The 12,160-nt window shown below is 53.6% G+C and carries 12 protein-coding genes; 7 read left to right on the top strand and 5 right to left on the bottom strand.

Annotated elements, in window-relative coordinates; all coding sequences use genetic code 11:
- Positions 1–2 precede the first annotated feature (2 nt).
- Together rfaF and rfaD are read right to left on the bottom strand one after the other, a co-directional pair.
- Positions 3–1,049 carry an ADP-heptose--LPS heptosyltransferase RfaF gene (rfaF, locus tag LY264_RS00615; protein WP_048227318.1) on the bottom strand — a complete coding sequence of 349 codons (1,047 nt, stop codon included), beginning with the start codon at positions 1,047–1,049 and terminating at the stop codon, positions 3–5.
- Positions 1,050–1,197: 148 nt separating this feature from the next.
- Entirely contained in the window at positions 1,198–2,178 is a 981-nt protein-coding gene (rfaD, locus tag LY264_RS00620) for an ADP-glyceromanno-heptose 6-epimerase (protein WP_048227317.1), read from the bottom strand.
- A gap of 214 nt (positions 2,179–2,392) precedes the next feature.
- On the opposite strand from rfaD, the gene kbl reads away from it, so the two are divergent.
- From kbl to LY264_RS00635, 3 genes are all read left to right on the top strand, one after another.
- On the top strand, positions 2,393–3,589 hold the full coding sequence (kbl, locus tag LY264_RS00625) for a glycine C-acetyltransferase (RefSeq protein ID WP_003827313.1): 1,197 nt from the start codon (positions 2,393–2,395) through the stop codon (positions 3,587–3,589).
- A gap of 9 nt (positions 3,590–3,598) precedes the next feature.
- Entirely contained in the window at positions 3,599–4,624 is a 1,026-nt protein-coding gene (tdh, locus tag LY264_RS00630) for an L-threonine 3-dehydrogenase (protein ID WP_003024132.1), read from the top strand.
- A 181-nt stretch (positions 4,625–4,805) separates the two neighbouring features.
- Complete coding sequence (locus LY264_RS00635) at positions 4,806–5,843, top strand: glycosyltransferase (RefSeq protein WP_048215306.1); 1,038 nt, start codon at positions 4,806–4,808, stop codon at positions 5,841–5,843.
- Here the strand turns inward: LY264_RS00635 and LY264_RS00640 are convergent, their stop codons facing one another.
- From LY264_RS00640 to gpmM, 3 genes are read right to left on the bottom strand one after another with little or no spacing between them, the layout of a single operon-like run.
- Positions 5,844–6,779, bottom strand: a complete 936-nt coding sequence (locus LY264_RS00640; RefSeq protein WP_048227316.1) for a divergent polysaccharide deacetylase family protein — start codon at positions 6,777–6,779, stop codon at positions 5,844–5,846.
- A gap of 3 nt (positions 6,780–6,782) precedes the next feature.
- Entirely contained in the window at positions 6,783–8,042 is a 1,260-nt protein-coding gene (envC, locus tag LY264_RS00645) for a murein hydrolase activator EnvC (protein WP_231587333.1), read from the bottom strand.
- Positions 8,043–8,075: 33 nt separating this feature from the next.
- On the bottom strand, positions 8,076–9,620 hold the full coding sequence (gene gpmM, locus LY264_RS00650) for a 2,3-bisphosphoglycerate-independent phosphoglycerate mutase (protein ID WP_003827325.1): 1,545 nt from the start codon (positions 9,618–9,620) through the stop codon (positions 8,076–8,078).
- Between the two features lie 249 nt (positions 9,621–9,869).
- Here gpmM and LY264_RS00655 point away from each other — a divergent pair, with 249 nt between their 5' ends.
- The 4 genes from LY264_RS00655 to gpsA are packed head-to-tail and all read left to right on the top strand — an operon-like array spanning position 9,870 to position 12,138.
- On the top strand, positions 9,870–10,301 hold the full coding sequence (locus LY264_RS00655) for a rhodanese-like domain-containing protein (protein WP_003024148.1): 432 nt from the start codon (positions 9,870–9,872) through the stop codon (positions 10,299–10,301).
- A gap of 52 nt (positions 10,302–10,353) precedes the next feature.
- Positions 10,354–10,605, top strand: a complete 252-nt coding sequence (gene grxC, locus LY264_RS00660; protein WP_003024152.1) for a glutaredoxin 3 — start codon at positions 10,354–10,356, stop codon at positions 10,603–10,605.
- Between the two features lie 46 nt (positions 10,606–10,651).
- A complete protein-coding gene (secB, locus tag LY264_RS00665; protein WP_003024155.1) occupies positions 10,652–11,119 on the top strand; it encodes a protein-export chaperone SecB in 468 nt (155 codons plus the stop codon).
- Positions 11,119–12,138 carry an NAD(P)H-dependent glycerol-3-phosphate dehydrogenase gene (gene gpsA, locus LY264_RS00670; RefSeq protein ID WP_008786462.1) on the top strand — a complete coding sequence of 340 codons (1,020 nt, stop codon included), beginning with the start codon at positions 11,119–11,121 and terminating at the stop codon, positions 12,136–12,138. The genes secB and gpsA overlap by 1 nt, the downstream gene beginning before the upstream one ends.
- Positions 12,139–12,160 lie beyond the last annotated feature (22 nt).

Below are 12,160 nucleotides of genomic sequence, written 5' to 3' on the forward strand. Positions count from 1 at the left end.
CGTCAGGCTTCCTCTTGTAACAACAGGTCGTTGAGTTCTTCCAGTACGCGCTGGGGTGTGATGTCAATCAGGCTCTGGTGATAGCCTTCTGCCGCATCGCCCTTACGCACTTTGTGATACCCCGTAATCAGGCGAATGACACGTGCCTTGTGGGAAAGCGGAGGCGTAAAATCCGGGCTGCTTGGACCATACAATGCGACCAGTGGACGGTTCAGTGCTGCGGCCACGTGCATTAATCCAGAATCGTTGGTGACGACCGCTTTGCAGGCGGCGAGCAGAATGACGGCCTGTTCCAGCTGTGTTTCGCCCGCCAGATTACGGCACCAGTCTTGCTGTTCAGTGCTCAGCGTTGCCAGGATCTCATTGCCAGCTTCATGGTCTTTTGCTGAGCCAAACAGCACAATCTGATGGCCTTCATCGATCAACTGCTTCGCCAACTCTGCGTAGTGGTAATGTGGCCAGCGTTTCGCTGGACCAAATTCCGCACCGGGGCAAAAACCGATGATGGGGCGTTCGGCTGAAAGGGAGAACTGGCTACAGGTTAGCGATTTTTCACCCTCGCTGACCTGCAACTGTGGCCATAGCAGAGGCTGCGGCAAATCTTTGGCCGTCAGCATCACGCCTTTATCATAAGCCAGAGCCACATAGCGCTCGACCATCAGTGGCCATGCGTCTTTATCCAGTACGCGCGCATCGTTCAGCAGACCGTAGCGCATCTCGCCACGCCAACCGGTACGATGGGGAATACCCGCAAAGAATGGCACCAGAGCGGATTTAAACGAGTTAGGCAGCACATAAGCGCGGTCATAGCGCTTCTCACGCAGGCTGTGGCCGAGTTTACGGCGCTCGCCGATCTCCAGCGCGCCGTGCCCCAGCGGCATGGCGATAGCTTCGTTGACTTCTGGCATGCGCGACAATAACGGACGGCACCATGCAGGTGCCATCACGTCGATTATCGCCTGGGGATAGCGCGCCTTGAGCGTGCGATAGAGACTTTGCGACATCATCATGTCGCCCACCCAAGACGGGCCAACCACCAAAATCTTCATTCACTTCATCCTTCAAGCTGTCTCTGCGTTGGCTGCCTGCGTTCACTTCGGTCACTTACTTTTGTAAGCTTCCGGAATGAATGAGGGACGTCCGTGTCCCTCACCGAAGGCAGCCTCCGGCAGTTCAAATTCGTTCCAGACGAATTTGTCACTTAGTTGCCGCCTTGATACCGCTCGAATGATTTTGTGAATTTGTAGCGTTGTCGCGGTTCAGCCAGGCCATATATTCCGTGACGCCTTCGGCGACGGTTTTAAACGGCTTGTCATAGCCCGCTGCGCGCAGGTTCGTCAGATCTGCCTGGGTAAATGCCTGGTAGCGGCCTTTCAGTTTTTCCGGGAATGGAATGTACTCAATGCTGCCTTTTTTGTGGTACGCCAGCGTAGCATCGGCAACGGCCTGGAAAGATTCCGCACGACCTGTACCGAGGTTAAAGATGCCGGAAACCCCGTTTTCTAGGAACCACAGGTTTACCGCAGCCACGTCGCCTACGTAAACGAAATCACGTTTGAAGTTTTCACTGCCTTCAAACAGTTTTGGCGTTTCGCCATTGTTAAGCTGGGTGTTGAGGTGGAAAGCAACGCTTGCCATGCTGCCTTTGTGGCCTTCACGCGGTCCGTAGACGTTGAAATAGCGGAAGCCAACAATCTGTGAATTGGCTTCTGGCAGGATCTGACGCACGTACTCGTCGAACAGGAATTTTGAGTAGCCGTAGACGTTCAGCGGTTTCTCATATTCACGGGATTCGATGAAATCAGAAGTGCGACCGCCGTAGGTGGCGGCAGAGGATGCGTACAGGAACGGGATTTCACGCTCCAGGCAGTAGTGCAGTAGCTCTTTGGAGTATTGATAGTTGTTGTCCATCATATACTTGCCGTCCCACTCGGTGGTGGAAGAGCATGCGCCTTCGTGGAAAATCGCTTCGATATCGCCGAAATCTTCCCCGGCCATAATCTGGATCAGGAAGTCTTCCTTGTCCATGTAGTCAGCAATATTCAGATCCACCAGGTTAACAAACTTGGTGCCGTCTTTCAGGTTGTCCACCACCAGGATGTCGGTGATGCCTTTATCATTCAGGGACTTAACGATGTTGCTGCCGATAAAGCCCGCGCCGCCGGTAACGATGATCATAAATGTAACCTTCGAATTATGGAGTCAGAGACAATCTCAGACACGAATACTTCTATCATATCACTACATGGCTTAGGCTTCAGCCATTCACCGATAAGCCGTGCGGGTACACGTGATTTATGCTTCATTTTGAAGAAGTGATGATGCGTCATCTCGTATCAACGTATAGCTTTGGGTAATATGTGCTGAAATTTGCCCAGTCTGGAGAATTGAAATGCGTGGGGATTTTTACAAACAGTTAACGAACGATCTCGAAACCGCACGTGCGGAAGGATTGTTTAAAGAAGAACGCATTATTACATCTGCCCAGCAGGCGGATATCACCGTGGCGGATGGAAGCCACGTTATTAACTTTTGTGCGAACAACTATCTGGGACTGGCTAACCATCCGGAACTGATTGCAGCGGCAAAAGCGGGTATGGATTCTCACGGATTTGGTATGGCTTCGGTTCGCTTTATTTGCGGTACCCAGGACAGCCATAAACAACTGGAGCAAAAACTGGCGGCATTCCTCGGTATGGAAGATGCCATCCTTTACTCTTCTTGCTTCGACGCCAACGGCGGCCTGTTTGAAACGCTGTTGGGCGCAGAAGACGCAATTATTTCCGATGCCCTGAACCACGCTTCTATCATTGATGGCGTGCGTCTGTGTAAAGCAAAACGTTTCCGTTACGCCAACAACGATATGGTGGAACTGGAAGCTCGCCTGAAAGAAGCGCGTGAAGCGGGCGCTCGTCATATCCTGATCGCCACTGATGGCGTGTTCTCTATGGATGGGGTAATCGCTAACCTGAAAGGCGTTTGCGATCTGGCGGATAAATACGACGCGCTGGTCATGGTTGATGATTCCCATGCCGTCGGTTTTGTCGGCGAAAATGGTCGTGGCTCCCATGAATACTGTGACGTGATGGGTCGCGTGGACATCATCACCGGTACGCTGGGTAAAGCACTCGGCGGTGCATCCGGTGGTTACACCGCAGCGCGCAAAGAAGTTGTTGAGTGGCTGCGTCAGCGTTCCCGCCCTTATTTGTTCTCCAACTCACTGGCACCGGCGATTGTTGCGGCTTCCATTAAAGTGCTGGAAATGGTTGAAGCTGGCAGCGACCTGCGCGATCGCCTGTGGGCGAATGCACGTCAGTTCCGCGAGCAAATGTCTGCCGCAGGCTTTACGTTAGCCGGTGCGGATCACGCGATCATCCCGGTTATGCTGGGTGATGCAGTAGTGGCGCAGGCATTCGCCCGCGAGCTGCAAAAAGAGGGGATTTACGTTACCGGATTCTTCTATCCGGTGGTTCCAAAAGGCCAGGCGCGTATCCGTACCCAGATGTCTGCGGCGCATACCCCTGAGCAGATTACGCGTGCTGTTGAGGCGTTCACACGCATTGGTAAACAACTGGGCGTTATTGCCTGAGGATGTGAAATGAAAGCGTTATCCAAACTGAAAGCGGAAGAGGGCATTTGGATGACCGACGTTCCTGAACCGGAAGTCGGTCATAACGATTTGCTGATTAAAATCCGTAAAACAGCCATCTGCGGGACTGACGTTCACATTTATAACTGGGATGAATGGTCGCAAAAAACCATCCCGGTACCGATGGTCGTTGGGCATGAATATGTCGGCGAAGTTGTTGGCATCGGCCAGGAAGTTAAAGGCTTTAAAATCGGCGATCGTGTTTCAGGCGAAGGTCATATCACCTGCGGGCATTGCCGTAACTGCCGCGGTGGACGTACTCACCTGTGCCGCAATACGACCGGTGTCGGTGTAAACCGCCCTGGCTGCTTTGCGGAGTATCTGGTGATCCCGGCATTTAACGCATTTAAAATCCCGGACAATATCTCCGACGACCTGGCGTCTATCTTCGATCCGTTCGGTAATGCAGTGCACACGGCGCTGTCGTTCGATCTGGTTGGGGAAGATGTGCTGGTTTCCGGTGCGGGTCCAATCGGTATTATGGCGGCAGCGGTCGCGAAGCATGTTGGCGCACGCCACGTGGTGATCACCGACGTTAATGAGTATCGCCTTGAGCTGGCGCGCAAAATGGGTATCACCCGCGCGGTCAACGTGTCGAAAGAGAATCTGACCGACGTGATGGCTGAACTGGGTATGACCGAAGGGTTTGATGTGGGCCTGGAGATGTCAGGGGCGCCGCCAGCGTTTCGTGCCATGCTGGACACCATGAACCACGGTGGCCGTATTGCTATGCTGGGTATTCCGCCATCTGATATGTCCATCGACTGGACGAAAGTTATCTTTAAGGGGCTGTTTATTAAAGGTATCTACGGTCGTGAGATGTTTGAAACCTGGTACAAAATGGCTGCACTGATCCAGTCTGGACTGGATTTGTCGCCGATCATCACCCATCGATTCTCCATCGATGAATTCCAGCAGGGCTTTGACGCGATGCGTTCAGGCCAGTCAGGGAAAGTGATCCTGAGCTGGGATTAACCGTATCCACCCTGTGGATTCTGTGTGTTGTCCCCGGATGTTGATTATCATTACCATCCGGGGCTTTTTGCTTCCTCCTGCCCGGCGCATTTTCCGCTAAAGAATTAATATTTTTTTCTGAAAATCTACCGCTTAATATGCTAAAAAGTGCCGATAACTCTACTGTTTGGCAGGATTTGATATGACCTATACCCCTGGTCTCCTGAGCGTCATTATGCCGCTTTACAACACGGGTGAGCCGTTCATTGCGTGTATGGATTCACTGATTGCGCAAACCTGGAAGAACCTGGAGATCATTATTGTTAATGATGGCTCTACGGATAACTCTGCGGAGCTTGCTCAGTCTTATGCGGATCGTTATCCGCACGTTCATCTGCTGCACCAGCGCAATGGGGGCGTTTCTGCGGCGCGCAATACCGGTATGAAAGTTGCCAGGGGAGAGTATATCGCGTACGTAGACGGCGATGATATTGCCTATCCGGAAATGTATGAAACGCTGATGAATATGGCGCTGAAAGACAACCTGGATGTTGCGCAGTGCAACGCTGACTGGTGTATTGCCGAGACGGGCCACACCTGGGCATCCATTCCTACCGATCGTATTCGTTCTACCGGCGTGATGACCGGGCCAGACTGGTTACGCAAAGCGTTAGCCAGCCGCCGTTGGCGGCACGTTGTCTGGATGGGCGTTTATCGTCATCAGACTATCCGCGACGCGGGGCTGACCTTTCTGTCTGGCCTGCACCACCAGGATATTATCTGGACAACGGAGTTTATGTTTAATGCGAAGCGCGCGCGTTACACGGAAGTCCCGCTGTACAAATACTTCCTGCACGGCGCATCTGTTAGCCGTCTGCCGCGCACCGGGCTGAAAAACCTCGCTTACCAGCGCCACTACATCAAAATTACCCGTCTGCTGGATAAGATGAATCACGACTACGCCGGACGCATTCCAATTTACCCGGAATTCAAACAGCAGGTGATTTACGAAGCGCTACGCGTTTGTCATTGCATACGTAAAGAGCCGGACGAGAAAATCCGCCAGCGCATGATTGCTGAAGTATTTGTATCGGGTATGTTCAAGCGTATGGTGAGTAATATCTGCAGCGTTAAGCTGGGTTATCAGGTGCTGTTGTGGGCAATCCGTTTTAGCCAGTGGCGCGATAAATCATTGACGCCGCGCCGCCTGGCCCATTTAACGCTGGATAGTAAAGACTGATTATTGCCAGCCCTGCCACTGCAGGCGCATATACTGCACCAGCGTGCTTTGGGTGATGCTTTCGCCGAGCACGCTGAAGAAGCGGCTGGCGTACACCGGCTCTAACGGCTGTTTCGGTTTGCATAATTTCACCCCGCGGAAAGGATTACGCGGAGCATCAGGCGTACCGTTCTTCGGTGGCGTGAGGTTTGGCTTGGAGGTATCCACCTGTGGTTCATTGAGCAAGCTGCTTGGGCGAACCAGCGTGATGTCGGCTGGCAGGCTATACAGCATCTGCTGCAGGACGCGAACCGTAGACGGGTGAGGGTGGCCAATGGCGATTGCGGAACCGTTGCGGCGTGCAAGCTCGACGGCACGATTAAACTGACGGCGAATATCGGCTTCGTTTTGCGTGTCATCCAGGAAGACTTTGCGCTTGATGACCTTCACACCGGTGCCTGACGCTGCGCGCATTGCCTGGCTGTTACCGATGGTCATGCTGTCCAGGAAGTAGAGGTCGTAGCGTTCCAGCGCCTGCATCACCTTCTGCATGCCGAAAAGACTGGAGGTCATCGCGCTGCCCATATGGTTGTTCAGACCGACCGCATTCGGTACTTTGCTTACCGCGTCGCGAATGATCCGCTCAATCTCTTCGCTGCTCATTTCAGGGCGTAACGTGTCTTTCTCTAACGGCTGCTTGCTCAGCGGCGCCATTGGCAGATGGATCAAGACTTCATGCCCGCTGTTATGCGCTTTGATTGCCATTTCACGCGCATGTGGGGCGTTAGGCAGAACGGCAACGGAGATGGTAGAAGGCATCGCCAGTACCTGGTTTTCAGTGTGTGGGCGATAGCCGAAATCATCAATGACGATGGCGAGTTTGCCAGCAAATACAGGTGTTGCGAAGGCCAGCAGACTGGCGAGAGAGAGTAGTAGACGACGAAATTGTTGTGGCAAAACTTATCTTCCCAACCACGGCTGTGGATTGACCGCCTGACCCTGGCGACGAATTTCAAAATAGAGTGCCGGCCTGCCCTGACCGCCGCTGCTACCCACTAGTGCTATAGGCTGCCCGGCGCGAACCTGCGTACCGACGCTGACCAGTGCGCTCTGGTTATAACCGTACAGGCTCATATCGCCTTTACCGTGTTCAACGACGACCACCAGGCCATAGCCCTGCAGCCAGTCCGCCAGAATGACGCGACCATCGGCAATGGCTTTAACTTCGGTGCCTTCGGATGCGCCAATAACCATCCCCTTCCAACGTAGCTCACCCTGCAGCTGTTCGCCATAACGATGTAACGTTGGACCACGAACGGGCCAGAATGCCTGACCGCGCGGCGAACCCAGGCCCCCGGTACGCGACATCAGTGATTTTTCACTTTCGGTCGGTTTATAGGTTGAGCCTTTTCGTGACGCATCCTTCTGCTTATCACGTACGGCCTGCGCCTCGCGTGCTTCACGTTCCGCGCGCGCTTTGGCCGCGGCTTCGGCGCGAGCAATGCTGTTGCGCAGACGGGATTCGTTGGCGCGCATTTCGCCCAGTTGCTGTTGACCCTGTTGAATCGATGATTCCAGACTCGAAAGCGTTTTCTGGCGTTCGTTACGTGCCTGTTCCAGCTTAGCCTGCTGAGCGCGCTGTTCGTACAGTAGCGTCTGCTGTTCGCTCTGCTTATCTTCCAACTCGGCTTTTTGCGAGTCGACCTCTTCGCGGGTTTGTTTCAGCTGCGCGATGGTTTCCTGTCGCGCCTGGTTCAGATAGCCGAAATAGGCCTGCAGGCGTTGCCCACGCTGGCTTTCTTCACCGCTAAGAATGAGCTGAATGCCGGTGTGTTCGCCCTGGCGAAAAGCTGCGTCTAGCTGCGCTGCCAGGCTGCGCTCTTGCGCGGCCCGCTGTTTTTCCAGCTTCGCGAGTGCTGCGTTCATCTCTGCGATTTGTGCATTCAGCTGCGCCAGTGAGTTTTGCGTTTCGCGCAACTGCCTTGCGGCAACGGCGATGGCTTGTTCCTGAGCTTTAAGCTGAGCGAGGAGGGTGGCGCGTTGTTGTTGCTGTTGGCGTACCGCGCGTTCTTTTGCCGCGATATCGGCCTGAATAGATTTGAGCTGGTCGCGTTCGTCCGCGTGGGCGGAAAAGGCGCACAGCAATACGCCAGCGCTAAGCGCGCTGGCGTAGAACAAGGGCCTGACTGAAAACTTACGCGGTTTCACGGCCCGAGTGATGGTATTAATCGCCTTTCCCCTCATGGGGAGGGATTATTCCACGATGAACAGCGGCTTACCAGTCATCTCTTGCGGGATTTCCATACCCATCAGCGTCAGCATCGTCGGGGCGATATCAGAAAGTTTGCCGCCTTCGACTGCTTTAACGTTCTTGCCACCGACATAAATCAGCGGAACGGGCAGGTTGGTGTGCGCAGTGTGCGCCTGACCGGTGGACGGATCGCGCATCTGCTCTGCGTTACCGTGGTCTGCGGTGATCAGCAACTGGCCGCCAACGGATTCAACCGCTTTTGCGACCTGTTCAACGCAGTGATCCAGCGCTTCAACCGCTTTAACCGCTGCTTCCATCACTCCGGTATGACCAACCATGTCGCCGTTCGGGTAGTTACAAATGATGGTGTCGTATTTTCCGCTCTCAATCGCCGCAACCAGTTTTTCGGTCAGCTCAGCAGAGCTCATCTCCGGCTGCAGATCGTAGGTCGCAACTTTCGGCGAGTTGATCAGGATGCGGTCTTCGCCTTTGAACGGCTCTTCTACGCCGCCGTTGAAGAAGAAGGTCACGTGCGCATATTTTTCGGTTTCGGAAATACGCAACTGCGTTTTGTCGTGCTTCGCCATCCACTCTCCAAGGGTGTTAGCCAGAGATGCTGGTGGGTAAGCAACCGCAGTTTTGATGTCGGCCGCGTATTCGGTCAGCATCACAAAGTTGAGGTTAACGACTTTCTTACGGGCGAAGCCGTCGAAGTCAGCGTTAACAAACGCACGAGTGATTTCACGCGCACGGTCAGCACGGAAGTTCATGAAAATCAGCGTATCGCCGTCTTCCATGGCGGCTTCAGCCTGGCCTTCAGCACGGATCACGGTCGCTTTCACGAATTCGTCGTTTTCGTCGCGGGCATAAGCAGCCTGCAGGCCTTCAACCGCCGTAGCGAACTGGAACTCGCCTTTGGCCAACGTCATCAGGTCATAAGCCTGTTCAACGCGATCCCAACGGTTGTCGCGGTCCATCGCGTAGTAACGACCGATGATGGACGCTACGCGGCCTTTGCCCAGTGCGGCAAATTTCTCTTCGAATTTCTGCAGTGAATGTTCAGCGCTGCGCGGCGGGGTATCACGACCATCAAGGAAAGCGTGCAGATAGATTTTCTCAGCCCCGCGTTCAGCAGCCATTTCTACCATCGCCATGATGTGATCTTCGTGGCTGTGAACACCGCCCGCAGAGAGCAGACCCATGATGTGAACCGCTTTGCCGCTATTTTTTGCCTGGTCGACCGCATTGGTCAGCACCGGGTTAGCGAAGAAAGTACGCTCTTTAATTTCTACATCCAGACGGGTCAGGTCCTGATACACGATGCGGCCCGCGCCCAGGTTGACGTGACCGACTTCGGAGTTGCCCATCTGGCGATCGGGCAGGCCAACTTCCAGGCCAGACGCATCAATCAGGGTATGCGGACGTTTTGCCCACAGGGCATCCATTACCGGGGTTTTGGCATTAAAGATGGCGTTATCCTGGCTGTCTTCGCGATAGCCATAGCCATCCAGAATCACCAGTACCATAGGTTTTTTAGAAACCGACATTGCGACAACCTCACACTTAATAGATAAAAAATAATTGCGTAATTTTACTACAGCTGAATCGATAAAGTAGCCCCGGAAGATCAAATAATCGACCAGAGCGCGCCGCAGACGGCGTGGTTTTAGGTTTTTTTTTCCGTAGCGCCCCGCAAAAATGCAATCCAATGCACGCTCTGGCTGTATTTGCGCCAACGCGCAGGTATACTCCTTTCCTGGTTTTTTTAATCACTGAGTCGGGAGTTGTTACCCCCCATGCAAGAAATTATGCAATTTGTTAGTCGCCACCCTGTATTGAGTATCGCCTGGATTGCGTTACTGGCGGCTGTATTATTTACCACGTTTAAGAGCCTGACTTCCAAAGTGAAGGTGATTACGCGCGGAGAAGCCACACGTCTCATCAATAAAGAAGACGCCGTTGTCGTGGATTTACGTCAGCGCGACGACTTCCGCAAAGGTCATATCGCTGGCTCTACGAACCTGCTGCCGAGCGAAATCAAAGCCAACAACTTTGGCGAACTGGAAAAACACAAAAACAAACCTGTTATTGTGGTTGATGGCTCAGGCATGCAGTGCCAGGATTCAGCAACTGCGCTGATCAAAGCCGGTTTTGAGCAGGTGTCTGTACTGAAAGATGGCGTAGCGGGCTGGAGTGGTGAGAATCTGCCACTGGTTCGCGGCAAGTAATTTACCCGTCTTCTTTCATGCCGCAGGGTAAAAAGAACACTGGAGATAAGTCATGGCCAATATTGAGATCTATACCAAAGCAACCTGCCCGTTTTGCCATCGCGCAAAGGCGCTCCTGAACAGCAAGGGTGTGAGTTTCCAGGAGCTTCCGATTGACGGCGATGCCGTGAAGCGTGAAGAAATGATCAAGCGCAGTGGCCGTACTACGGTTCCGCAGATTTTTATTGATGCACAGCACATTGGTGGTTGTGACGACTTGTATGCGTTGGATGCGCGTGGTGGACTGGATCCGCTGCTGCGTTAAGGCGTACCGAAGTATTTAAAGGACAACACTAAAGGGTTTTCTCAACATGTCAGAACAAAATAACACTGAAATGGCTTTCCAGATCCAACGTATTTATACCAAGGATGTGTCTTTCGAAGCGCCAAATGCACCGCATGTTTTCCAGAAAGATTGGCAGCCAGAGGTTAAACTTGATCTTGATACCGCATCTACCCAACTGGCAGATGACGTGTATGAAGTAGTGCTGCGTGTCACCGTAACGGCTTCCCTGGGTGAAGAAACTGCGTTCCTGTGCGAAGTTCAGCAGGGCGGTATTTTCTCCATCAGTGGTATCGAAGGGACTCAGATGGCGCATTGCCTGGGCGCATACTGCCCGAACATCCTGTTCCCGTATGCCCGCGAATGCATCACCAGCCTGGTTTCACGCGGTACGTTCCCGCAACTGAACCTTGCACCGGTCAACTTTGATGCGCTGTTCATGAACTATTTACAGCAGCAGGCTGGCGAAGGTACTGAAGAACATCAGGATGCCTGATGAACCAAAGTAATGCTTCAATGACTGTGATTGGTGCCGGCTCGTACGGCACCGCTCTTGCCATCACCCTGGCAAGAAATGGCCATCAGGTTGTCCTGTGGGGCCATGATCCTAAACATATCGCGACTCTCGAGCACGATCGCTGCAACGTCGCGTTCCTTCCTGATGTGCCTTTTCCCGACACGCTGCGCCTGGAAAGTGATTTAGCCACAGCGCTGGCCGCCAGTCGTAATATTCTGGTGGTGGTGCCGAGCCACGTCTTTGGCGAAGTGCTGCGTAACATCAAACCATTGATGCGTCCTGACGCACGACTGGTCTGGGCGACAAAAGGTCTGGAAGCGGAAACAGGGCGTCTGCTGCAGGACGTCGCGCGTGAAGCGCTGGGGGACTCAATTCCACTGGCGGTTATTTCCGGCCCGACGTTCGCCAAAGAGCTGGCTGCGGGCATGCCGACGGCGATTTCTCTGGCCTCGACGGACGACACTTTTGCTGACGATCTCCAGCAGTTGCTGCACTGCGGCAAAAGCTTCCGCGTTTATAGCAACCCGGATTTCATTGGCGTGCAGCTTGGCGGCGCGGTGAAAAACGTCATTGCCATTGGTGCGGGGATGTCTGACGGCATCGGTTTTGGCGCGAATGCACGAACCGCATTGATCACCCGTGGGCTGACCGAAATGTCTCGTCTTGGTGCGGCGCTGGGGGCCGATCCTGCCACCTTTATGGGGATGGCGGGTTTAGGCGATCTGGTGCTGACCTGTACCGACAACCAGTCGCGCAACCGTCGTTTTGGCATGATGCTCGGCCAGGGGATGGACGTGCAGGGCGCGCAGGACAAGATTGGCCAAGTGGTTGAAGGCTATCGCAATACGAAAGAAGTTCGTGAGTTGGCGCACCGTTTTGGTGTTGAGATGCCAATAACCGAGGAAATTTATCAAGTATTGTATTGCGGAAAAAACGCGCGCGAGGCAGCATTGACGTTATTAGGCCGTGCACGCAAGGACGAGCTGAGTCGCCACTAGCTGTAAGGAACTGTTGAATATA

The organism is Citrobacter portucalensis (assembly GCF_023374935.1).
Classification (GTDB): domain Bacteria; phylum Pseudomonadota; class Gammaproteobacteria; order Enterobacterales; family Enterobacteriaceae; genus Citrobacter; species Citrobacter portucalensis.

Excerpts from the sequence above, each read along its gene's own strand:
- rfaF (WP_048227318.1), bottom strand. The coding sequence starts at position 1,049 with ATGAAGATTTTGGTGGTTGGCCCGTCTTGGGTGGGCGACATGATGATG.
- rfaD (WP_048227317.1), bottom strand. The coding sequence starts at position 2,178 with ATGATCATCGTTACCGGCGGCGCGGGCTTTATCGGCAGCAACATCGTT.
- kbl (WP_003827313.1), top strand. The coding sequence starts at position 2,393 with ATGCGTGGGGATTTTTACAAACAGTTAACGAACGATCTCGAAACCGCA.
- tdh (WP_003024132.1), top strand. The coding sequence starts at position 3,599 with ATGAAAGCGTTATCCAAACTGAAAGCGGAAGAGGGCATTTGGATGACC.
- LY264_RS00635 (WP_048215306.1), top strand. The coding sequence starts at position 4,806 with ATGACCTATACCCCTGGTCTCCTGAGCGTCATTATGCCGCTTTACAAC.
- gpmM (WP_003827325.1), bottom strand. The coding sequence starts at position 9,620 with ATGTCGGTTTCTAAAAAACCTATGGTACTGGTGATTCTGGATGGCTAT.
- LY264_RS00655 (WP_003024148.1), top strand. The coding sequence starts at position 9,870 with ATGCAAGAAATTATGCAATTTGTTAGTCGCCACCCTGTATTGAGTATC.
- grxC (WP_003024152.1), top strand. The coding sequence starts at position 10,354 with ATGGCCAATATTGAGATCTATACCAAAGCAACCTGCCCGTTTTGCCAT.
- secB (WP_003024155.1), top strand. The coding sequence starts at position 10,652 with ATGTCAGAACAAAATAACACTGAAATGGCTTTCCAGATCCAACGTATT.
- gpsA (WP_008786462.1), top strand. The coding sequence starts at position 11,119 with ATGAACCAAAGTAATGCTTCAATGACTGTGATTGGTGCCGGCTCGTAC.